The 21,306-nt window shown below is 48.3% G+C and carries 31 protein-coding genes and 1 riboswitch; of the genes, 20 read left to right on the forward strand and 11 right to left on the reverse strand.

Annotation, left to right across the window (positions count from 1 at the left end; all coding sequences use genetic code 11):
* Positions 1 to 81: 81 nt before the first annotated feature.
* Together WJM45_RS04155 and WJM45_RS04160 are read right to left on the reverse strand one after the other, a co-directional pair.
* A complete protein-coding gene (locus WJM45_RS04155) occupies positions 82 to 363 on the reverse strand; it encodes a hypothetical protein (RefSeq protein ID WP_341327725.1) in 282 nt (93 codons plus the stop codon).
* A 197-nt stretch (positions 364 to 560) separates the two neighbouring features.
* The gene (locus WJM45_RS04160; RefSeq protein WP_341327726.1) at positions 561 to 803 is read right to left on the reverse strand and encodes a hypothetical protein; all 243 of its coding nucleotides are present in this window, start codon (positions 801 to 803) and stop codon (positions 561 to 563) included.
* A gap of 248 nt (positions 804 to 1,051) precedes the next feature.
* Between WJM45_RS04160 and WJM45_RS04165 the strand changes: the two genes are divergently transcribed.
* Positions 1,052 to 1,336 (forward strand): type II toxin-antitoxin system Phd/YefM family antitoxin, encoded by a 285-nt coding sequence (locus tag WJM45_RS04165; RefSeq protein ID WP_341327727.1) that lies wholly within the window; start codon positions 1,052 to 1,054, stop codon positions 1,334 to 1,336.
* Positions 1,324 to 1,746 carry a type II toxin-antitoxin system VapC family toxin gene (locus tag WJM45_RS04170; protein ID WP_341327728.1) on the forward strand — a complete coding sequence of 141 codons (423 nt, stop codon included), beginning with the start codon at positions 1,324 to 1,326 and terminating at the stop codon, positions 1,744 to 1,746. Before WJM45_RS04165 ends, WJM45_RS04170 begins: the two co-directional genes overlap by 13 nt.
* 701 nt (positions 1,747 to 2,447) lie before the next feature.
* Here WJM45_RS04170 and WJM45_RS04175 read toward each other — a convergent pair.
* Positions 2,448 to 2,777 carry a hypothetical protein gene (locus tag WJM45_RS04175; protein WP_341327729.1) on the reverse strand — a complete coding sequence of 110 codons (330 nt, stop codon included), beginning with the start codon at positions 2,775 to 2,777 and terminating at the stop codon, positions 2,448 to 2,450.
* 426 nt (positions 2,778 to 3,203) lie between these two features.
* On the opposite strand from WJM45_RS04175, the gene WJM45_RS04180 reads away from it, so the two are divergent.
* From WJM45_RS04180 to WJM45_RS04195, 4 genes are all read left to right on the forward strand, one after another.
* A complete protein-coding gene (locus tag WJM45_RS04180; RefSeq protein ID WP_341327730.1) occupies positions 3,204 to 4,205 on the forward strand; it encodes a replication initiator protein A in 1,002 nt (333 codons plus the stop codon).
* A gap of 145 nt (positions 4,206 to 4,350) precedes the next feature.
* Positions 4,351 to 4,776 (forward strand): hypothetical protein, encoded by a 426-nt coding sequence (locus WJM45_RS04185; protein ID WP_341327731.1) that lies wholly within the window; start codon positions 4,351 to 4,353, stop codon positions 4,774 to 4,776.
* A gap of 976 nt (positions 4,777 to 5,752) precedes the next feature.
* Positions 5,753 to 6,181, forward strand: a complete 429-nt coding sequence (locus WJM45_RS04190) for a hypothetical protein (RefSeq protein WP_341327732.1) — start codon at positions 5,753 to 5,755, stop codon at positions 6,179 to 6,181.
* Positions 6,182 to 6,297: 116 nt separating this feature from the next.
* Positions 6,298 to 6,534 carry a hypothetical protein gene (locus tag WJM45_RS04195; protein ID WP_341327733.1) on the forward strand — a complete coding sequence of 79 codons (237 nt, stop codon included), beginning with the start codon at positions 6,298 to 6,300 and terminating at the stop codon, positions 6,532 to 6,534.
* A 332-nt stretch (positions 6,535 to 6,866) separates the two neighbouring features.
* On the opposite strand, the gene WJM45_RS04200 is transcribed toward WJM45_RS04195, so the two are convergent.
* Complete coding sequence (locus tag WJM45_RS04200) at positions 6,867 to 7,217, reverse strand: hypothetical protein (protein WP_341327734.1); 351 nt, start codon at positions 7,215 to 7,217, stop codon at positions 6,867 to 6,869.
* A gap of 100 nt (positions 7,218 to 7,317) precedes the next feature.
* Positions 7,318 to 7,396, forward strand: a riboswitch (cyclic di-GMP riboswitch).
* Positions 7,397 to 7,661: 265 nt separating this feature from the next.
* Between WJM45_RS04200 and WJM45_RS04205 the strand changes: the two genes are divergently transcribed.
* Positions 7,662 to 8,228, forward strand: coding sequence for a PEP-CTERM sorting domain-containing protein (locus WJM45_RS04205; protein ID WP_341327735.1), 567 nt, complete (start codon positions 7,662 to 7,664; stop codon positions 8,226 to 8,228).
* A 419-nt stretch (positions 8,229 to 8,647) separates the two neighbouring features.
* Here the strand turns inward: WJM45_RS04205 and WJM45_RS04210 are convergent, their stop codons facing one another.
* The 4 genes from WJM45_RS04210 to WJM45_RS04225 all read right to left on the reverse strand — a co-directional run bounded on the left by WJM45_RS04210 (position 8,648) and on the right by WJM45_RS04225 (position 11,674).
* On the reverse strand, positions 8,648 to 9,154 hold the full coding sequence (locus WJM45_RS04210) for a hypothetical protein (protein ID WP_341327736.1): 507 nt from the start codon (positions 9,152 to 9,154) through the stop codon (positions 8,648 to 8,650).
* Positions 9,151 to 9,399, reverse strand: coding sequence for a hypothetical protein (locus tag WJM45_RS04215; RefSeq protein WP_341327737.1), 249 nt, complete (start codon positions 9,397 to 9,399; stop codon positions 9,151 to 9,153). Before WJM45_RS04215 ends, WJM45_RS04210 begins: the two co-directional genes overlap by 4 nt.
* Before the next feature lie 254 nt (positions 9,400 to 9,653).
* A complete protein-coding gene (locus tag WJM45_RS04220) occupies positions 9,654 to 11,237 on the reverse strand; it encodes an IS66 family transposase (protein ID WP_341327738.1) in 1,584 nt (527 codons plus the stop codon).
* Between the two features lie 209 nt (positions 11,238 to 11,446).
* Positions 11,447 to 11,674, reverse strand: coding sequence for a hypothetical protein (locus tag WJM45_RS04225; protein ID WP_341327739.1), 228 nt, complete (start codon positions 11,672 to 11,674; stop codon positions 11,447 to 11,449).
* A 73-nt stretch (positions 11,675 to 11,747) separates the two neighbouring features.
* Here WJM45_RS04225 and WJM45_RS04230 point away from each other — a divergent pair, with 73 nt between their 5' ends.
* From WJM45_RS04230 to WJM45_RS04275, 10 genes are all read left to right on the forward strand, one after another.
* On the forward strand, positions 11,748 to 12,401 hold the full coding sequence (locus WJM45_RS04230) for a hypothetical protein (RefSeq protein ID WP_341327740.1): 654 nt from the start codon (positions 11,748 to 11,750) through the stop codon (positions 12,399 to 12,401).
* The gene (locus WJM45_RS04235; RefSeq protein ID WP_341327741.1) at positions 12,394 to 13,365 is read left to right on the forward strand and encodes an ATP-binding protein; all 972 of its coding nucleotides are present in this window, start codon (positions 12,394 to 12,396) and stop codon (positions 13,363 to 13,365) included. The genes WJM45_RS04230 and WJM45_RS04235 overlap by 8 nt, the downstream gene beginning before the upstream one ends.
* A complete protein-coding gene (locus WJM45_RS04240; RefSeq protein WP_341327742.1) occupies positions 13,359 to 13,583 on the forward strand; it encodes a DUF6290 family protein in 225 nt (74 codons plus the stop codon). Before WJM45_RS04235 ends, WJM45_RS04240 begins: the two co-directional genes overlap by 7 nt.
* Positions 13,567 to 13,842, forward strand: a complete 276-nt coding sequence (locus WJM45_RS04245) for a type II toxin-antitoxin system RelE/ParE family toxin (RefSeq protein ID WP_341327743.1) — start codon at positions 13,567 to 13,569, stop codon at positions 13,840 to 13,842. The genes WJM45_RS04240 and WJM45_RS04245 overlap by 17 nt, the downstream gene beginning before the upstream one ends.
* Positions 13,843 to 13,955: 113 nt before the next feature.
* Entirely contained in the window at positions 13,956 to 14,972 is a 1,017-nt protein-coding gene (locus tag WJM45_RS04250; protein WP_341327744.1) for a metal-dependent hydrolase, read from the forward strand.
* A 62-nt stretch (positions 14,973 to 15,034) separates the two neighbouring features.
* Entirely contained in the window at positions 15,035 to 15,361 is a 327-nt protein-coding gene (locus WJM45_RS04255) for a hypothetical protein (protein WP_341327745.1), read from the forward strand.
* A gap of 116 nt (positions 15,362 to 15,477) precedes the next feature.
* Entirely contained in the window at positions 15,478 to 15,897 is a 420-nt protein-coding gene (locus tag WJM45_RS04260) for a lysozyme inhibitor LprI family protein (protein WP_341327746.1), read from the forward strand.
* Between the two features lie 102 nt (positions 15,898 to 15,999).
* A complete protein-coding gene (locus WJM45_RS04265) occupies positions 16,000 to 16,275 on the forward strand; it encodes a hypothetical protein (RefSeq protein ID WP_341327747.1) in 276 nt (91 codons plus the stop codon).
* Positions 16,276 to 16,588: 313 nt separating this feature from the next.
* On the forward strand, positions 16,589 to 16,930 hold the full coding sequence (locus WJM45_RS04270) for a hypothetical protein (protein WP_341327748.1): 342 nt from the start codon (positions 16,589 to 16,591) through the stop codon (positions 16,928 to 16,930).
* Positions 16,931 to 17,152: 222 nt separating this feature from the next.
* Positions 17,153 to 17,296 (forward strand): hypothetical protein, encoded by a 144-nt coding sequence (locus WJM45_RS04275; protein ID WP_341327749.1) that lies wholly within the window; start codon positions 17,153 to 17,155, stop codon positions 17,294 to 17,296.
* Between the two features lie 82 nt (positions 17,297 to 17,378).
* On the opposite strand, the gene WJM45_RS04280 is transcribed toward WJM45_RS04275, so the two are convergent.
* The 3 genes from WJM45_RS04280 to WJM45_RS04290 all read right to left on the reverse strand — a co-directional run bounded on the left by WJM45_RS04280 (position 17,379) and on the right by WJM45_RS04290 (position 18,658).
* Positions 17,379 to 17,678 (reverse strand): type II toxin-antitoxin system RelE/ParE family toxin, encoded by a 300-nt coding sequence (locus WJM45_RS04280; protein WP_341327750.1) that lies wholly within the window; start codon positions 17,676 to 17,678, stop codon positions 17,379 to 17,381.
* A complete protein-coding gene (locus WJM45_RS04285; protein ID WP_341327751.1) occupies positions 17,651 to 17,935 on the reverse strand; it encodes a ribbon-helix-helix protein, CopG family in 285 nt (94 codons plus the stop codon). The genes WJM45_RS04280 and WJM45_RS04285 overlap by 28 nt, the downstream gene beginning before the upstream one ends.
* A 162-nt stretch (positions 17,936 to 18,097) precedes the next feature.
* Positions 18,098 to 18,658: a recombinase family protein gene (locus WJM45_RS04290; protein ID WP_341327752.1), complete on the reverse strand. Its 561-nt coding sequence runs from the start codon at positions 18,656 to 18,658 to the stop codon at positions 18,098 to 18,100.
* Positions 18,659 to 19,027: 369 nt separating this feature from the next.
* Here WJM45_RS04290 and WJM45_RS04295 point away from each other — a divergent pair, with 369 nt between their 5' ends.
* The 3 genes from WJM45_RS04295 (at position 19,028) to WJM45_RS04305 (ending at position 21,243) form a co-directional block, all read left to right on the forward strand.
* Positions 19,028 to 20,371, forward strand: a complete 1,344-nt coding sequence (locus tag WJM45_RS04295; protein ID WP_341327753.1) for an IS66 family transposase — start codon at positions 19,028 to 19,030, stop codon at positions 20,369 to 20,371.
* Between the two features lie 126 nt (positions 20,372 to 20,497).
* On the forward strand, positions 20,498 to 20,749 hold the full coding sequence (locus tag WJM45_RS04300; RefSeq protein WP_341327754.1) for a UPF0175 family protein: 252 nt from the start codon (positions 20,498 to 20,500) through the stop codon (positions 20,747 to 20,749).
* Complete coding sequence (locus WJM45_RS04305) at positions 20,746 to 21,243, forward strand: DUF3368 domain-containing protein (RefSeq protein ID WP_341327755.1); 498 nt, start codon at positions 20,746 to 20,748, stop codon at positions 21,241 to 21,243. Before WJM45_RS04300 ends, WJM45_RS04305 begins: the two co-directional genes overlap by 4 nt.
* Positions 21,244 to 21,306 lie beyond the last annotated feature (63 nt).

Below are 21,306 nucleotides of genomic sequence, written 5' to 3' on the forward strand. Positions count from 1 at the left end.
GTCATTAGTCGCATGGATTGATCAGGTTAATGACGGTAAACCCCGGAAAGACAGTTTCAATTAGTATCCGATCCTTGAGATTTACTGGATGCCAAGAAATTGTACGCGCAATTGATTTAGAAGTTTCGGCGACAGATCCATATTGTGTTGTTCAGTCAACTGTCTTAACTTTTGCCAAGCTTGATCTGCGCTCAACGAGCCTCGTTTTTCTAGGAACAGCAATAGGCCAATCGTGCCAATGACTTTTAGTCCTAATCGTTGCGCTTTACGGCGAGCCAACAAATCATCCAAAATCACATAATCGATATTCAGTTCTTGCGACAAAATCATCGCTTCGAGTTCACCTTGATGCAATCGTCCCAAGGCGGCGCCACGAACATAAGCCGCTCCGACCTCTGACAGTGCGGCTGAATAAATGCCGGCAACTTATATTCATTTAATTCCTCTACAACCCCTTGCGGAACATAGAGATCTTCAACACAGTCGGCTAACAAATGAAGACAGTCAATTTTACTCAGAAAAATTACTGGGTTGGTATTCAGCGCGATTTTCAAGGTGTTTTATAGCTCTTGTATCGTTTGGATATCTTCCAAAACGCACTCGTCAGCGACTATATAGCCTTGATTGAAGAGCTCGGCTAAGCGCGTTTTAAAACTGTCAAAGTCCAAACCGGCCATGTGAGCTGCGCTCGCAAAGCTGATCTTTCGGGCATGATAGAGGCCTGCCGCTAAAAAGAATTGCGCCGCGTCATGACCTAGTGGTTGTAATATGTCATCGAACTCGGGTTGCAGTTGTATTTGCATGTGTCGTGCCTGCCAGTTCAGGATGCTTATGATTTAATAGCAATTTTCAATTATCCTCGTTATCTTGAGTGAATGAAAGCAGTTCTCTAGCTGAATGAAGGAGATATCTAAGCGGACAGCCGGCAATTCCGTGCCATATATCGACTGATCAATGGAAATAAATCTTTAGCTCACAACATCACAAAAATAATTTTAGAGCACAACAATCATGGCTATAATGTTGGCCATCAACTATTGGAGTTTGCGGTATGAAAACAACAACCATTGCAGATGCAAAAAATCATTTATCCCACTTAATCCATCAACTGGAGAATGATGAACCTATACATCTGACACGTTATGGAAAACCTGTAGCCGTTATGATGTCCGAAGCGCAATATAACAAGCTGATTGCGCCTAAAAAAGGCTTACATTCGGCTATACAAAATTGGCGCAACAGCTTAAGCGGCAGTGAAGAAATTGGATTGAGTGACGACGAACTCAAGGACCTACGTAAAGACAGTATGGGTCGAGAGTTTTCATGGGACGAATAAATTACCTGCTGGATACGAATATTCTTTCGGAGCCAGCCAAGCTAAAACCCAACGGCAAAGTCATGCAGAACTTTGCAAAATATGATGGTCAATATGCTACCTCTTCGATAGTTTGGCATGAACTGAATTATGGTTGTCAGTTGCTAGCCGATTCTAGAAGAAAATCTCAGCTAGAATCTTATTTATCCATGCTCATTGACAATGGTTTGGTTATTCTTCCTTATGATCAACGTGCCGCAGAATGGTTCGCTATGCAACGAGCTCAATTAAAAAATCAGGGGAGAACGCCCGCTTATGCTGATGGTGAAATCGCAGCTATTGCGGCTGTGAATGAACTGACCCTGGTTACTCGGAATACTCAGGATTTTAGCTGCTACCCCACTTTAAACCCAGCAAATTGGTTTGAATGACCTCACCGACCTAAACAATGCGTACGGGAAATTTACGTGATTGAGTTGTGATTTGTTATGCTTTGTACGGACTTTTTGCAACGGATTCCCAATATAAACTACATAAAAATCAATAGATTGGTTATTAAAGCTCTGTTTTGTAATCAGCCGGTCGCAGGTTCGAGTCCCATCATCAGCTCCAACAAATTCAAAGGCTTGCAGAAATGCAGGCCTTTTTTGTTTGTGCCTAGGTTAGGATTTCAAGAGAACTTCGCGGAATAGGCGAGGCGCATTTTCTCTTATAACCGGATACCGTCCAGAATTTTTTCTTCTCGAATTCTCCAATTGCGTTATGGCTTTTAAATACGCTTAATGCAATTTCATTTCAAACTGTTCTCGCCAAAAAACGAATGATTGTAACTGTATTGTTGTCAATTAAGGGAAATACTCAAAAGAATGTGATGACATTTATCCTTTTCGGCACCAAAACTACTGCCTTTCCGGTAAAATAGCTAAAAAATTTTGGATATCAGTTGCTTGAGGGCGACTGGCTCGGATATCAGGAAGTCCTGATAAAAAAATCACCTCCGAACGGGAATTCGAATAGGCTTCAAATATATATTCGTGCCAATACAAGGGCGATAGCCCGTATTTCATTAATTGATTTAAGTTGGTAGCCGTTGTTTTTGTCTTTTTACCTATCACCGTACGAGACAGATAGTCTAGCCAGGCATTTTTAGCGGGAGAAGATAATACATAAGGGGTTGTGTACACCACGCTATAATCGAAGCAATCCAATACAGGCGGCAAAAAATCCTGACAAACCATAACTCACCGGGTCGCTTGCCTTGGTAACCTGCCGGACAAATGCACTCGATGATAGAGTCCTTGGTAAGCTCCTTTAATAAAATACGCCCGTTTTGCCGTCCTATAAATTCATAGATGCCCATGCGTGAATTTTGCATAGCCACTATGATCTCAATCATGTGCTCATCTAAACCAAGCTGATGGGCGAGATCGAGAATAATCGTTGTCAAAGTTTCTTTGTCCAAGCCAATGGTCAAGTCAAACAGCAACCAGCTATTAGTAACTTTTTGTCAAAGGGCTAAAAGGTGGTCCTTCGGGCATATAATCGCGATCGGCTTCTTCAATCACTTTGAAAAACGGTCCAGTGCCGGTTCAGGAATTTCTTGTCGACACTCCACTAAAACGGACAAAAGATTTTGGACTTGAATATAAACGGCATGTATTATAGTGATTCAAATGGCTCTAGCAGGGAACGCTCCGGCTATAGGGCGCGAGTAGTTACGTTAAAGTTATTGTTAGATATGCTACAGACCTGAAAAAACGATATAAGTTATTGAAATTTTAGAATAAAAAACACGGCCGGTTAGGCTTTTCCAACATGGAATGACGGGTGCAAGGATACCTTGTTTTTTCGTTAATTGGTTTTTGATATACCAATACCAAGAATAATAATGACCGACCCACTTCTTCCGAATAGGCATAGCCAGGACTTTTTTACTTGCGATGTCTTCGACTCTTTCAAGGATGATATTGCATCGATGGAGCATCCTGTTTTTTCTTTGTCCAAGACGCCGGATCATCGGATGCTTTTGTACGAGCGGGATGGCGTCACGATTAGAGTAAAACCCAGCTACACCGGCTTAGCGACCATCTTCGACAAGGATATTCTTCTGTATTTGGCCGGCTCTCTTATGAACGCGAAAAACAACGGGCAAACGATATCGAAAACCGTCAGGTTTACCACCTACGATTACATAGTTGCCACGAACAAGGCCTTAGGCGGCGTGCAATACAAACAGCTTCAGGAGGGCTTGGAACGGTTGAACGGAACGTTGATCCAGACCAACGTCAAAACGAACGGTAAGGAAATTACCAAGGAATTTGGCTTGATCGAAAGCTGGGAAGTCATCAAGGAAGACGGCAAGCTAACCTCGATCGAAGTTACTCTGTCGGATTGGTTTTACAATTCGATTCTGGGTGACGCTGTTCTTACCATAGACAAAGACTACTTTCGACTGAGAAAACCGACGGAACGCCGGCTTTATGAACTGGCTCGTAAACACTGCGGTAGCCAGGCGGTTTGGAAAATAAAGCTGGGGAACTTAAAAGATAAACTGGGCGTGACCTCTCAAATGAAGATGTTTCGTTTCAATATCAAAAAGATCACCGAAACCAACCATCTGCCCGAATACAACATTGTTTTGGAAGACGACGTTGTCATGTTCACTCGGAAGGAACCGCCGAAGGAGATCAGCCCGCCGGAACAGTTGCCGAAGCATGTCACGAAATCCGAAGTGGCAGCCAATGCAAGGCCGGGTGAAACCTATCAGCAAGCAGAAGAGCGTTTGAAGCAAGTAAAAAAGCCAAAGGCAACTGAGGCTAAGAACAAGGTACTAGCGGCGACAAAGCCAAGCAAAAAGCATTTGTCAGAGCTCAGGAAGGCGCTGAAGTGATCGATGATCGCGCGTTTGACCGGCAATACGATGGCCAACGACGCCAAGCCGGGGGAAACCTTCGAGCAGGTGTTGCAGCGGAAGCGGGAGTTGGCTGAGGTTAAGCGGAAGTTGAGGTAAAACATAATATTATATCGGGGGATATATGAATTGCATTGCTTACCGTGGTGGTTACAAATACCAGATCAAACAAGACTATAATTTGCCCAATTCGGGCATTATTCCTAATCAACCGGTTGATATTCAATTCATTAGACTAGATGTCGATGGTCATTTATTGATCCGATCGGGTTATGCTTGGGATGGTCCGTCTGGACCGACTATAGACACCAAAAATTTTATGCGCGGCTCATTGGTACATGATGCGCTTTATCAACTAATGCGTGAGGGTCTTTTGGACATGACCGCTCATAGAGACCCTGCAGACAGATTATTACAGAGCATTTGCATTCAAGATGGCATGAGCAAGTTACGCGCACGATGGGTTTATGAAGCAGTGAAGCGGTTTGGCAAGCCGGCTGCCGATCCTTCAAAAGATCATCCTTTAATTTGGGCGCCGAAGAAATGTTGATGTTGAAACAGTTGCTGACAGCAAGACATGACAAACGGCCTTTTGCCTGGTAATTCGGTGGCCAAGGACGTCAGGCCGGGGGAGACGTTCGAGCAGGCGTTGCAGCGGAAGCGGGAGTTGGCGGATGTTAAAAGAAAACTGAGGTGAAAATATGAAAATTGGATTCCGCAAACCGTCATTGAAAAAACGTTTAGCCGCGCGAACATCGGTTAAGTGCCATGTTCGCCATTCCCTAGGCGTTAAAGCGCCCCGTGGGTACGGTTGGCTGACCAACCCCAAAAAAGCCGCGTACAATCGGGTTTATTTGAGAACGACATTTGGTTTAGCCGCTCTTTTGAAATGGCTCTTTGGCGGGAAACGGTGATTGTTTTAATTCAGTAGGCTAGTGCCAAGAATGGCGGGACGTTTGAGCAGATGTTAGATCGGAAGCGGGGTCTGGCGGAGGTTAAGCGGAAGTTGAGGTAGGGCTGGTTACGTCTCCAAGCTGCCGTTCAAAGTGTTTTATTGGTCGTCAGATCGTTGCCAGACAGCGGACGGTCATAAGATAAAAAGAAACTGTATATGACCCGACACAGAAAGATATAGAGTAGTATTCTGAGAAATTATGCGGAGTTTATTGTCTAGCGTGTGCCAATCTTGGATAATAAACAGAAACTATATAATTACTCGTTGGGCGATGCGACAACGCCTTTTTTGTCGCAATAGAGGAAGGGTTCTCAATGTTTATGAAAGCATCCCTAGCCACCTGAGTTACCACATTTGCATTGTCGATTTCTTTGCCCGTCCATGCAGAAAAACAAATGGAAGATCGGTGTATTCGAGATGGCGAGTGCGCATCTGGTGAATGCAAGAAATTTCAATGCACCATCAGACTAAAACCCAAGGGACAAATTGGGGACAGATGCGTATTCGGCAGCACCGGTGACTTCTACGTTAGGCATGTAGTAGAACCCACAAACAATACGGAGGTAGTTATATGAAAAGGCTAGTTCTTGCAGCGGCCATAATTTTTGCACCAAGTCTTTCTTGGGCAGTAGGTGAGGTTCTCAAGCTAAATACGAAAGGAACGGAATATTGTTATGGCAGCAAGCCCCTTTCATTCGGCCCAAGGAATAGCATGGGTTTTTGGGTCAGAATTGATGATTTATATTCCGCTACCGTCTATTTGGATCAATCGCTTACGAAAGAGGTCGGAGTTTTAGATATAGAAAGCTCAATGATCTCTTCAAAGAGGGCATCCTTTAGTGCCTTTTATGGTGACACATATGACCATTTTGCTGCGGTTGGGACTTTTAACTTTGACGCCACAGGAAGCATAAAATCATTAAAAGCCACTCTTATAAGGAGAGGTATTTTAAATGGGTGTTATTCGAGAGCTACCGTAAAAGGAAAGCGAATTAATTAGCTATATGCCCAACACATTACTCAAGCGCTCAGATCCAAACGGCGCTGTTGCCCAGCCTATCGCCGTTTGGGTACGCTGCGTGCTCCACTTTGCCGCTTAGCTCCACGTTGGCAGCCATGACAGATGAGCAATCTCCCTTGGAACGCTTGGAGCGCATGGGCTTTTGCAAGGTTGGAGAGTGGCGCCTTGAATCAGGCCAGGCCAAGTGCGCCCTGATTGCGGAAGCAAATTCTCAAAATATTCTTTATGCGTTTGTCGTTGCTGGCTTAGTCATGTACATCGGAAAGACAGCACAGCCTTTGAAGAAGCGCCTTTACGGCTACCAGAATCCCGGCCCAACGCAATCCCACTAACATCAAGGGAAAAAAGCTCATAGAAGAAACCTTGGCGTCCTCAACGGCGGTGGAAATTCACGCACTTCCAGACAACGGACTGCTCTACTATGGCGGCTTTCATGTCAATTTGGCCGCAGGACTAGAAGACAGTCTCGTGGCCACCATCAGGCCCGTCTGGAACAAAACAGGCGTATGTCTGCCAACAGACGCTCCTGCTGACATGCCGGTCGCCGCGCTCGCGGCTGAGCTTGAGAGTTCAAAGGCTGCTTTTTGTTTTGCAGTAGCCATACGCTAAAATCACTAAATGTCCCTTCCTGGTCAAAACCGCCATAAAAAACTCTCTACCCCAACTAACCATCATTCGCCGCTTCCGGCAGCACCACCAGAAACGGCCCAACCCGAAGGTTCCCTTCGCCATAACCCCGCACCGGCACCGACGGCCAGCGGTTGAACACCGGTTCCGCGAGGATTCTTTCGGCCGCGTCCAAACATTCCGCAATCAAATCCGCATCGATGCCATGATCGAGCAGGGCGGTTTGAATACTCGGGTATTCGCCTTCCAGGTCGTAATCGGCCATCGCCGCCCCGAAGCCTTTGACCCATTCGATCAACTCCGGATCGTCTTCGGCCGGCACAAAGCCCTTGCCGCCGGATTTATAAAACGCCCAGCCTTGCGCCCAGAGGTTCGGGATGTCGGTCATTGTGTTGTCTATGTATGCCTTAATCTAAAACGTAATACAATTCAATAACTCACTAAAATACTCAGTTGAAAATTGAATCATTTTGTGATTCACTGCAAAAAAATAATAAAGCCAAACCTATCGTAAGATAGGGACAGAAAATCGCGGATCCTCTGATCCAGGAAAGCCGGATTGCCGAATGTGACTAGCGTTATAGTCACATAGGTGGTCTGGCTTTTTTTGTTTTAATCGCCAGACGGAGTGGCATGTATTTTTTTGGTTCGCAGATTACCTCTTAACTACCGGTTGATTTCGAAGATGTTCTGTCATGTCCTAAAAAATAATGCGCAGCTTAACAAATCTGCTTGCCATCAAAAAAATTTGCAATCAACCCCTTGGGAAAGCTTTGGCTCCCACAGGTATGCCACCATTAACGCAGGTATAGCTTAAGGCTTGGAGAAAATCATGAAACGACCAAAAGTAGTTTTAAATATGGCATTTATATTTTTGACTTTTGCGGGATTGTATACGAATGACGCAAATTCAGCCTTGGTGGGAGCAGAAGTCGGAGCATACCTAGACATTTCCGGGCATTCGGGCTTTCCATTCTCTAGTACAGAAATCGGTGATCTTGTCGAATTTTCCTTTCTCGAAACCGACGATATCAAAGCTGGATCTGCTAATTTTTTTGATAATGGATTGATTTTGGACTACACCAATCTGTCTTCAACCGGTTCTGTTGATTTCACGAGTAGGCAATGGACTTTTCTCTTTAACAGTTGGCCAGCGATTCAGCAGATAATTGAGAGTATCACTCCAAATGTTGGCAATCCTTCGGGGGCCAGTGTCGGTTTAGTTAGTACGGATATCTTTGCGATCGATTTGCCCGCTTTGAAAGTCGATCCCGAACAAAGAATCGAATGGCGATTCGAAATAGCAACACGAGCAATTGATGTCCCGGAACCTACTGTGCTTTCCTTGCTCGGTCTTGGCACCATCGTTATGGGATTCAGGAGGTACAAACCACGATAGCCATACATACCCATAGCCGTGTTTAGAGCGATAAGCCTTGACACTCAGATGCATACATCGCCGCCCCGAAGCCTTTGACCCATTCGATCAGCTTGGGATATTTATCGGTTTTAAATATAGGTTTTCGAATTTACTTATTGTTTGTTGGTAAGTTTTCGATCGGTGATTCTTTATTTAGGCATTTGGGCTTCTCAAAACGGAGCCTTTTTTTGTAACCCGGTCAAAGCTAAAAATGTGTTCTCTTGGGCTGTCGGCACAGCGACCAACTAAGCGTCTGGGAAAGTCGGGCTCACCGTTATCGAGGTGGACTGTTGCTCCGCAGACCGGACAGGGCGCGGTATAGCTTACAAGGCGAATAATCCTTAAGTCGCCGTTTCTGAACAACTCCAGTTGCGCCGATTTTTGTTCTATAGCGGTTATTAACTCGGAAGCGACGACAATGCGATCTTCGAATAAACGAAGCCAAGGCCTGATGAAAAGATCCAAACTCCACATGGAAGAGCAAAGATGCTTATAAATATCGTCAACTCTCTGGTTGTTACTGGTTTTGGAATGGTTAAGCCTAGCCAGGCGAGGTAAGAGAGTGCAATTACACTGCCGCCAAGGGTGATTAACCAACCGGCGATAAACCAGATATGCCAGCTCGATAGGCGTATCTGACCATCGTGGAATAGCCATTTTGCCCACCAAGTTGTTTTTACTTCGCCGTTTTCAGCTAATTCATACTGGAAACTAATTCGGGATTGATTTTTCGTTTTATCCGGCTCAATTGCTGAATTTTTTTCGTCATCATTGTTGCCGGTTTCAGGGAGCGGTTCGGCTTTAATCCAATATAGGGATTCGTTACCACGTCCGGCCTTTTCCGGGATATAGGAATCAAGTTCCGGATAGCAATTAAGGTTCCTTTTTTCGGCAAGCGCTATCACATCTTTTTTTCTAGAATTCCAATAGGGCAAAACCGATTTATTCCAATTGACCCATTTATTGGGAGGATCATTGGTAATTGCATGTGCAGCGGCCAGGTATCTTTATTGGTGAAACGCCTTTTTTTCTCTTCCAAATCGGCTTTTTTGAGCGATTCTTCCGCTAGTGCTCGAAGGACTTGGTGCGGTTTTTCATCGCTTGGGATGCTGCCTACCCAATCCATAAGACATTGAATTATCTCACGCATAAATCACCCTAAACCGGTTTAGGGTGGTTAAAGCCTTTTTCGCTGGGAAAAAATACATAAAACTGAACTCTCCTTTTTTAAAGCTTCGGTGTTCATAATTATGGCAGAGATTAAGTTATATAAAGCAGACCGGTATTCCGATAAATACCGATCTGTTTTTCGCTCTAAGCCTCAGTATTGCGAAGATTGTAAAGGTGATTTAGTTGGTATGAAGTCTTTTGAAAATGGTACGGCAATGTACTTTTTGGAAGTAACTATTCAGACCCCCAGTCCACTGGAGGCAATTTTGGAATCGGCCGACCGGTTCGCTGATGATCAATGACTACTGCCAAATAAAGCCAAGGGGATTGCTGTCTTTTACGACAGGTTTCGATCACGCTGATTAAAATGGCGAATACCCGCGAGCCTTGTTCGGTGCGAGTGCCATAGCTGATGCGTCTCAAAATCACCCAGTGCCGCAGTGCCCGCTCGGCTTCGTTGTTGGTCAACGGCAAATGATAGGATGCAACGCCCTGAAAGATCGCCTCCCAATCATTGAGCATTTCACCGGCCAGCTCACGCGTCTTTTTATGCGTTGCTTCGCGCAGGCTTTCGCATAGCGCTCGATAGAGCGCCAGTGATTCTTGAAAGGTTTCCGTCAACAGTTTGTCGGGTGGGTCGACACGGGCCTCTCGAATCGCGTTCATCAGTGTATTCAGCAACGCTAGTGTTTGTTTGCCGAACTGGCGTGCCACAGGGTCGAAACTCTCTTCCAGCCCTTGGGCTTTGCGCAGCAGATGCGCCCAGCAACGCACGCGATTCGGGTATCTGCGATAGGCTTGGTAGCCATCGCTCATGAGCCAGCCCAAGTAATCCGAGCCCAAGAGGTTCTCGAGCAATTCGGCACTGCGGTAGGCAATCCAGTAAGCAGTCACGGTATCCGTACTGAACACCCACAGCCATAAGAAGGTCGTCAGTTCCATCCAAGACGTTTCATCGACATGCAGTAATTGACTATTGACCACGGCGTCAATGAGTTCGTCTTCGATCGGCAGCGCCGCCGCGCCGCTTTCATGCAGGGTGTTGTTGATGGTGCCGACACTGAGACTTAACCCTAACCAATCCTGCAAGAATTCGCGGATGCGCTCACGGGATAGCCGCATGCGATAGGCCAGACACACAATCAAGGCGGCTAAACCCGGCCCGACCAGGCGCCATTCGCTGCACACGACGTTCGGCAAACTGCCGTGGGGCACATGACGATACGGTTCGCCTCGCGTCACATGGCCGCAGTGACACGTCGCTTCATAATAGGTATGCCGCGTCGTGATCAATCTCAAGCCCGGATCGTTCGCGTCAGCCCAGGTGAGGTCAACGGTATCAAAAGCGGTATACGCTTTTTGCTGACTTGTCGTGAACACAGTACCGCAACACGCGCAAAGCTCGGGACGATGGTCTTGATAGTCGGTCACCGGCAGGACTTGCTGTCTACCGAAGCCTTGCGCACCAGGCTGCTTACCGGGGTTACGCACATCATCCGAAGCTTGAGACGAGTCGGTTTGAGAATCTTGTTTGGATTCTTTAGCAGGTGGGGCGGAAGATGTGTTATCTGCCTCCTGGTCCGGCGTGTCTTCGCCAGCGTCTATCGCATCGGTATCACTGGCTGTATCGTTCGCCTTATCCCACGGTGCTTCACTACTGGGTGGCCGGGAGCTATTGCGCGAGTTTTGCTTCAAGCGCTCGCGTGCTTCCTTGAGATCGTTGAGCAAGCGAATCGAAAGGCGACGCAAATCCTCTTCCGGTAAGTCCAGAAGCCTGTCTTCATCCAGTTGGTTTAGGTCATGATCGCTCAGTTGCATGGTGCACAGGATACGTCTTGGCGGCTTGAAAATACAGTTTTTTAGTGACTGATTGGATGATTTTTGTAATGGGGGGGCTGAATAGTTACTTTTGGAATGCGAAAATTGCCATAAAAGAATTAAGATAAATAACTGATGTAAAAACTGTTGAAGTTGAAAATTATGGCTAGAGTCGTTGGCTTTTGATTCGGTACATGGTTAATCTCTGTTTACCGAACAATCGTTATCTCACTAAACCCCACCTCAAACAACACCCCCACCGCCGCGTCCAGGCGCTTGAACACTCGCACCTGACCGCGCGCGGTCTCCAGCATCGGATTTAGGTTGTGCTTACCGGCCAGCGTGACGGTCCAGCCGTCTCCGGAGGCGTGTTTTTGGATGACCGGCGTCTTCAGTGCGCCGGCCTGAAATAAAATTTCGGCTTCTTTAATATTCATATTCACTTTTGCGGCTACAAAAGCTAGACTAAGTTAAAACAAAATTACACTTTTATGTATTAAAAGTGCGCCTATGATTGTGCGAATCGTCTTTATTGTAGCCTTATTCTTGCCGTTCCGGGTAGTCGCCTGGGACGACGATGCCGTTTTGACGTTCATCGCTCGGCATAATCCGATTCTGTTGGCTCAGCAAAACGTCACCAAGGCTTACGCCAAGCCGGACGCCTTGACCTGGGCGCTGCAAAACACCTCGCTGGCCGGTCGGGTCGGTGTCGGCGGCACCGAGTTCCGGGACGATCCGTATACCGTGTTCGGCGGCCTGCAGATCAACATCCCGTTGTCGTCGGTCAAGGAGGAGCGGGAGGCGGCCTTGAAGCAAGTCGCCGAAGCCAAGGCGTTTGACGATATGCTGTCGCGCGTGGTGGCCGATATCGTGCAATTGCGGCAATTGGAGGCGGACCTGGAGGCCTCGGAAGTGAAGCGCAAGTTTTTGAAGGAGAAGGCCGCCTGGGTCAAGGACCGCATCGACCAAGGCTACGCCTCGGACATGAACGAGCTGTGGCAAATCGGCAGCAAGGTCAACGCCGAAGACGCCCTGGTGGCGAAAGATACGCTGCTGATCAAGACCCAGCGTTACAAGCTGGCCCGCTATGCCGGTCCGGAATGGCGGACGCTGTTGGCCTATCTGGAAGGCAAGACCGAAACGTTGGAGGGCGTCGATGGATGAGATTGTGGGTTTGACCGGTCGCGAGGAAGTGGTCGAAGAGTTGGTGACCGAGATCAAGAAGGGCAAGCACGTCATTCTGACCGGGCCGGTCGGTATCGGCAAATCGGCGGTGCTGAGGGCGGCGCTCGATCGGCTGGGCGGCAAGATCGAGCTAGTGATCCGGCTGCACGATCATCAGGCGAAGGGGCAGTTCGTCGAAATGGCCCGGCAGATGCTGGCGCTGGAGCTGATCACGGCGCAGCAACTGGAATTGCCGGCCAAGTTTCATGGCGTGCCCGGTTCCGAAATCGATTGGAAGGAGATCAAAAGCCAGGTCAACCGGATGAGCATGCGCGATCTGACCCAGGCCTTGATTCCGGCCTTGGCCAAGGACGAAGCCAAGCCGGTCATCGCGGTCGACGATCTGACCTCGCTGACGCCTACGCAAATGGCGTTCTGGCTGGCCATCTTCGACCATGCCCAGGTGATCGGCTGCGCCTCCGAGAAAAAGGCTCGTGTCCGGAAACTGTGGTGGAAGATGCGCGAAATCGCGGTTAAGCCGCTGTCGCCGGAGACGGTGCGCGCGATCGTCAAGAAGTATATCGAGACCCAGGGCGTGTTGATCGAATCGCCGGAGCTGTACATCAGTCACGTCGTCAAGCAGTCGGGCGGGGTGCCGCAGGCGATCTACGACATGCTAGACGAGTCGGGCAAGGAGCGGATCATCGACAAGCGCAAGGTGCGGGAAATGCGCCACGAGGCCGGCGTCCAGTATCTCGATTTCACGCCGATGGTGATGGTCCTGGGGGCGCTGATCGTGTCGATGCGCTATGTCGGCATGGGTACCGGCGACAAGATGCTGTACATTCTCGGCGGCATGGGGTGCGGCGCTGTTTTTGACCTTCCGCTATTTCATCTTCAAGGGGGTAGGGCGGTAGTGCTATACTTGTATAGCATTTATTCATTGAGGGTAAACCCATGTTAGCGATACGACTGCCGGACGAGCTGGAAAAACGCTTGGATAATTTAGCCAAACTCACGGGGCGCACGAAAACCTTTTATGCCAGACAAGCCATCGAGCGGCATCTGGACGACTTGGAAGACTTGTATCTGGCTGAACAGCGCCTGACCGAGATTTGCGCCGGACGGTCGCAACCCATTCCGCTCGAGGACGTGCTGAAACGCTATGATTTGGAAGATTGAATTCGATCCGGCCGCCGAACGCGAATTGGCAAAGCTGGACAAGGTTGTTGCCCGCCGGATTTTAAAGTTTTTGACCGAGCGGCTGGCGCCATCGGACAATCCGCGTAGTCTAGGTGCACCGCTGGCCGGTTCTAAACTCGGCGAGTTCTGGAAATACCGCATTGGCAAATACCGTGTCATCGCCAGCATCGAGGATCGGATCGTGACGGTTCTGGTGTTGAAAGTGGATAAGCGCAGCGATGTGTACAAACAAAAATAAACAACGCCGCCGGTTGGCAAGCCACGGCATCAGGTGTAGGGCGGTGAGAATCTATCCGGCAATACCGTATGAAATGATGTCATATCATACCATTTCATATCATACCGTTTGATATGTTAGCCGCCACCCACGCCGCCTTCTCGACCGCGCTGTATCTCGGCGGGGCGGCGGTGTTCGAATACCCGACCGATCCCGTGACCTGGGCCGTGGCGGTGCTGTTCTCGTTCATGCCCTATATCGACATCCCGACCTCAAAGGTCGGTCGGCCGCTGTTCTTTATCTCGGTACCGCTGGAAAAGCGTTTCGGTCACCGGACGATTACCCATTCGATCCTTGGCGTCGGCGTCCTCGCGGCGTTGGCCTCGCCGTTGTGCTTTTGGGCGGTGCTCGGCGGCTATTGGTCGCACATCCAGATCGACATGGCCAACATCCGGGGCGTGGATTTGTTCTGGCCGTCGCCGATCCGCGTGGTCATGCCGGGCAAGGTCAGGTTCCGGCTGGAAGTCGGCAGCAAGGCGGAAATAATCGTCTTATGTTCGCTGCTGGTGTTTTGCGTCGGCCTGCATCAGATATTGCGGGATTTTGATATTGCTTATGACGAATTCGTTAAAGTTCAGGGTCAAAATTGGCACACGCTGGAACTCAAAGCTATCGACAACCTGACGCTGGAGCATATCGAATGCACCTGCCCGGTGCTCGGCGCCTGGCAAAGCGGCCTGATCGTCGAATACCACGGCCAGGCCCGCTCGGTCGGCAAGAGCCAATTGCACCACAATTTATATCCGGTCGACGCGGTGCTGATCGAGGGCGAGCCGCTGCGCGTGATCTCTCAGCGCGTCGACATGAAAGGCCGGTCGTTGCGCTGGCTGGTCGAGAATTTGAAGGCGAACCACGGTTATTATTTGCTCGGCGAATTGCACATCGACGCCGACAAAGTCGTCGATGTCACGCAACTGGAGGCGTACTATCCGGTGAGCTGGAGCGGGGCGAAGGTCAGGCTGCATTATGCGAAGGCGGAGGATTTGCGGGATTATTTGAATCTGACCGCGATTCGGGGGGAAGTGGTGGTTCAGTTTTGGTTGCGGCCGGGGGATGAAATGGTGGAGATGCGCTTGGATGGCGGGGCATGATGCGCTGCCGAAGGGTTTGGAGGGAATGTTTTAATAATGTTAACTTGTTTATTGAGGTGACTATGTTACAAAATCATGGCGATACATCGTTTACACAAACAGAAATCAATCAATATAATCGAAATCGTATTAAACAACGCCAGCAAGACAACTATAAAGAAAAACTTCATGCAGCGGTTTGTGAGTTGGAAGATTCCGTAGGCGGCGGTGTTTTTTTAAATAGCGATAACAAAATCGTCAAAAGAATTGCCCACCAACATGATCTTAACCCCAAGAAATTAGTGAAAGCCTATATGAGCTTATGTCACTCAGATGTTTTACTTCGGAATACCGAAGAAGACATGGGTTTACCTTATGGAACTTTGGATGTTTGTATGGGAAGCGATTGATGTTATGAGCAAGTAGGCTGCATACACCCATAAGGCGCAATACGGCTATCGCCTATTGCGCCTTATGGATCGCGGCTTATTGTGCTGCGACAATATAAAAAAGAAGGATCAACTCGATGAAACTGCAAATGATAAGTCAAACGTACCGTGCCTGTGCCTTTTGGTTGTTGATATTGAGCCATTCAGCTTTTGCCGCCGATGCCGAACTAAACCCCGAGTTTTCTAGCTGCATGGATCAATCGGGTGGCGTGACGGTGAACATGATTGACTGCATCGGCCAGGAACACGAGCGGCAGGACGCTCGGCTTAACCGGGCCTATAAAACCTTGATGGACACGCTTCCGGCCGCGCGCAAAACCGCTTTGCGAGACGCGCAACGAGCCTGGCTGAAATACCGGGAAGCGCATTGCCATTTTTACAACGATCCCGATGGCGGCTCGATAGCCCGCGTTCAGGCCAATGATTGTTTCATGACCGAAACGGCTAAACGGGCGAAGGAACTTGAAGCTATTCGATCGATGACAGAACCTCTCTGATTTTGTCTTTCGGGTTTTCACATTAACAAACCAGAACAACAAGAACGCCTCTCCGGCTCCATCGAGCGCGTCACCTTCCACAGCGAAGCCAGCGGCTTTTGCGTGCTGCGCGTCAAGGTCAAAGGCCAGCGGGAGCTGCAAACCGTGGTCGGCAGCGCCGCGAGCGTGACCGCCGGCGAATTCATCGAATGCACCGGCCACTGGAACAACGACCGGCAGCACGGCCTGCAATTCAAGGCCGCCGAATTGCAAATTGTCCCGCCGACCACGCTGGAAGGCATCGAAAAGTATCTCGGTTCCGGTACGCCAAGCCGGGGGAGACGTTCGAGCAGGCGCTGCAGCGTAAGCGGGTTTTGGCGAATATTAAAAGAAAACTGAGGTGAAAATATGAAAATTGGATTCCGTAAACCGTCATTGAAAAAACGTTTAGCCTCGCGAACATCGGTTAAGCGGCATATTCGCCATTCCCTCGGCGTTAAAGCGCCTCGTGGGTACGGTTGTGGCTAACCAACCCCAAAAAAGCCGCGTACAATCGGGTTTATTCGAGAACGACATTTGGTTTAGCTGCTCTTTTGAAATGGCTCTTTGGCGGGAAACGGTGATTGGTTTAATTCAGTAGGCTAGTGCCAAGAATGGCGGGACGATTGCGCAGGAAAATACGTGTGTTAGCCCCGTCTGGATAATAACTTAAATGCACGCAAGAATTAAGTTGAGCACTGAGTTCGAAGTTACAGGTCTTTTTTACGAAGCCAGCGATTATAGGTTTAGGAAGTATCTCGACATCAAGCGATTAGGCACCTTGAAAAGAGAACCAGACCTTATGGTGGTCATGATGAATCCTGGTTCTTCTTATCCACTAGGTGGCATTGAAAACAATTCGATGCCGTCTAAAGCTAAACCAGACGATACGCAATACCAGATCATGAAAGTTATGAATGAAGCTTCATTTGATGATGCAAGAATTTTAAACCTTTCAGACCTTCGTTCACCTAACTCAGGTGTTCTCTATAAGTTTATTAAATCTGACAAGTAAAAATCAGTGGCGCACTCCATTTTCGCTGAAAGTCGAAAAGAAGATCTAAATAAGCTATTTGTTAAGAATGTGCCGGTCATTTTTGGTTGGGGTGTTAATGCGGCTTCGATCAGAATGACTGTTCAGATTGAATCAGAATCGGTGTTCAGGTTGGGCCAGAATATGCAGAAAATGTGAAATCAGCTTAAAGGCGAAAAAACCCTTAAATGAGGAGAGCCCCCCATGCAACGAAAAATTCACATGCAGGATCAGGTTAGGAATCGGGTGGCCGAGATTATGGACGATCGTAGATGTGATTATGCGGCCGCTTTAGGGATGAAGGTGCTTGTGGTTTCGGCGTTTTTGTTGGTGGGGGCGGTTTGGTGACGGGTAGATTGGTTGAATAACCGTCGTTCAGATAGCCTCTCAAAAACGTTCGCTGTTGAGTAAATACGAAGAAAGGTCTTGGCTACTCTCTTTCCTCAAGGCTGTGCCAGATTTTTAAGATAACTATGGCGGTACCATCAATTCGATAACGAATAACATAGCCGCGCTTACCGAACGGAACAAAGAGCTCGCGATCCTGTCGCCCTTCTAAGCGCGTTCCAATGCCGGGATGCTGGATAATGAGGTTTGCTGCATTTTTTAGGCTTTTTGCCGCATTTTTCGCGGCTTCCGGATTATGAGGCGCTATAAATTCCCGTAGCCTTATTAAATCCGCACGGGCTGTTAAAGACCAAATTAATGGTGAGGTTTTGGATTGGGGCATTCTATTTCCTTATCTGTTCCCCAGCTATCCAGCCAAGTCATCATAGAGTCATTATCCACACCAATCCCTGATTGCTTGTATTCAAGCCAAGCCTCGTCGGCTTCTTGATTGCGGCGCTCTTCTCTCTCTTCTCTTTCGACATAGTCCTGTATCGCCTGACGCATAAGCCAATGCACAGAGCGTTGTTTCATTTCCCCTAAACTTTTCAGACGCTCCCGTGTTTCATCGTCGAGCTTTACACCCACTGTCGTCGTCATGGCTTTACCCCGTTATCTGGTTGCAACATATGCAACCAATATATACTTCATGCAACTCATTTTCCATGAAAATCGATCGCCTAATAACGGTCGTTTTTAGGAGATTCGACAAGGGCCGACCCAAAGACCCTATTTTGCCTCTGAAACTATTCTCCAAAGGAACTACCCAGCGCTTTTCAAATATTGATACAGGGTTTCCCGGCTAATGCCATACTCGCGGGCTAATGTGGCTTTTTGCTCGCCCGCTCCGACACGCTGTTGCAGCTCTCGGGCTTGCTCTGGCGATAGCGCTTTCTTGCGCCCCCGGTAGGCGCCGCGTTGTTTGGCCAACGCAATGCCTTCGCGCTGCCGTTCTCGGATCAAAGCCCGCTCGAACTCGGCAAACGCCCCCATGACCGAGAGCAATAAATTGGCCATCGGCGAATCTTCGCCGGTGAACGTCAGGCCTTCCTTGACGAATTCGATGCGCACGCCGCGTTGGGTTAATTGCTGAACCAAGCGCCGCAGGTCATCCAGATTTCTCGCCAAGCGGTCCATGCTATGCACCACGATCGTATCGCCCTCCCGGACAAACGCCAGCAATTCTTCCAAGGCGGGGCGTTCGGTATCTTTGCCGGAGGCCTTATCGGTAAAAACTTTACTGACCTCGACCTGTTCGAGTTGGCGTTCCGGATTTTGGTCGAAGGAACTGACGCGGATGTAACCAATACGATGCCCTTGCAAAATAACCGCCCTCAAAAACCCCAAAGTGTCAGGGTGAAATCTATAATCTTTGAAGGCATGCGTCAATTTATTTAAAAAAGGTAACTACTCGCCCCATAAAATAAATCAAAAAAAGCTTGACAGGTTTTTAGCGTCTAAAAATAGAAATTGTGCAGCCCTGATTTTAATTGTGGTCTTTTGGGCAGCTCAGTGCGCGTAGTGTGGATTTCTCGTAGTGTAAGGGATCTAGCCTCAAAAATTCGGGTTACAGCGCTCATACGCGGCCAGCTGAGGCCGAAAAAACCCATGATATGATGAGTCTGTCGCTTAAAAGCGGACTTCGAGAAGCTGTGTGCCGAAGGCAGAATCACCTGTGAAAGCCAGGCTATCATGACTAGTTTATTCATGGTGGTTGAGTTGATACTGGCCATTTTTCTGGAACGCACCACGAAGAAGGATACGACCAATTCCAGCAAGCCTTCGTCGCAAACCGGCAAAGATGAATCGGCTTTAGGGCGGGCTGGCAGTCACGGTAAAGGCAAAGTCGATAACAAGGCTGCTGCGCACAACAGGCGGACCGTGGAAACCGTGACGCTGTCCAAGGCTCTGGCCTGTGATGTCTGCGGCGAAGATTTGACCGACGTTCCGTGTGTTCACGTTGAAAGGCGCACCAAGATCGATATCGTGTTCGAGAAAGTGGTTGAACACGTCGATGCCGAGATTAAACAATGCCCGACCTGTGAAGCCACGGTTAAAGGCCGGTTTCCAGCCGATCTACACGGGCCTTTGCAATATGGCGATGATTTAAAAGCCTTTGTGATCAATCTTCTGGTGTGCCAAATGGTGGCGCTGAATCGCGTTCAGAAGCTGGTCACCTCCATGCTGGAGGTGGTCATTGCCGAGGCAACTTTGCTGAAATTCGTACTGCGCTTGCATCAGGCCTTGGAAACCTGGGAAGCGCAAGCGGTAGAACAACTACTGAACGAGCCTGCACTCCATGTGGATGAAACCTCGCTGCGAGTGGATCGGAAAAACCATTGGATACACGTTTATTCGGCCGGCGATATCACACTCAAATTTTTACATCGAAAGCGAGGCAAGGAAGCCATCGAGTCGATTAATCTCATTCCGCGCTATGGAGGCGCTATCATCCATGATTGTTGGTCATCGTACTTCGCCTATCAACACTGCGGGCATGGTCTGTGCGGTTCACACTTGCTGCGCGAACTGACTTTTATCGTGGATGCCCATGACTATCGTTGGGCCAAACAGATGAAACGCTTGTTGCAGCAAACCTGCATCGCCGTCTCTAAAAGCGCCGACAAGAAACTGACTGAAACGGAGCGAGCCAATCTGCAAAAGCGTTACCGGGCCATCCTGACACGCGGCGAAAAAGAATTGCCCGTTATTCCGCCGAAACCCAGTGGCAAACGCGGCAAGCTGGCCAAATCCGATGCGCACAACTTGTGGGAGCGCTTCAAGCTTCATGAAGCCGCCATACTGCTATTCGCCAAAGAGCCGCATGTGGCGTTTACCAATAATCGTGCTGAGCAGGATCTACGCATGGCCAAGGCCAAACAAAAGGTCTCCGGCTGCTTTCGTGCCGAAGAGTATGCCCATGCTTATTGTCGAATATCCAGCTATCTGCAAACCATGGCTAATCGAGGCTATAATCCGCTTATAGCGATTCAAATGGCTCTAGCAGGGAACGCTACAGCTATAGGGCGCGAGTAGTTACCTTTTCCGTTTTGTTAATCTTAAGGAAAACACAAGAAGCAGAGCTTTTAAGGTATGTGTTCCCAACGAAGACGTTGGGAACGCGATATGATCAACAGTTACATCAAACTTAAGGACTAACACATGCAAATTGCTATAAACCTCCCTAATGATTTTGTCGTCTTACAACCGATAAATGAAATAGAACATGATATGCGGCTCAGTTACGCCTTATGGCTATTTAAGAATGCAAAAGTGACACTATCCAAGGCCGCAGAATTAGCGGCACTAGATATTTACGATTTCCTGGCTGAATGCAAAAAAAATGAAGTGCCTGTTATCAACGTGTCAAAAGAAGAGTTACTCGGCGAATTAGCGAGTATGAATGCGTTATGATTTTAGTTGCCGATTGTTCCGCTCTAATTGCCCTATCAACCTGTGACCGTTTAGCGCTTCTAGATCAAATTTTTGGCCAGGTCGTTGTGCCGGAAGGCGTTTATAACGAAGCCACTGAACCCAATAAAAAGCAAGCAAGCCAACTCACCACTTATTTAAAAGACAAAATTCGCAAAGTGGATATGCAAAATTACGTCTTTTTAGATGGCTTTGCTGACGCGGGTGAAACGGAAGCAATGATTTTGTATAAACAAATCAGCGCAGACAAATTATTGATTGATGACCGACGTGGACGCAACATCGCAACACTGAATCAAATTGAAACAATCGGCTCTTTAGGCGTGTTACTCGTCGCCAAGCAACGAGGTTTAATCGACCAAATCGCGTCGCTATTACGTCAGCTCGATCAATCGGATATTTATTTAAGCAAACAATTGATTTCGACTGTTTTGGAATTGGCAAACGAAACACACTGGATGGATACAAATGCTTAAACCTTTGGAATGGCAAAACCGCCCCGCGCTGATCGAACACCTGTTCCCGGTACAAAAATTATG

Source organism: Methylotuvimicrobium sp. KM2, from assembly GCF_038051925.1.
GTDB lineage: Bacteria > Pseudomonadota > Gammaproteobacteria > Methylococcales > Methylomonadaceae > Methylotuvimicrobium.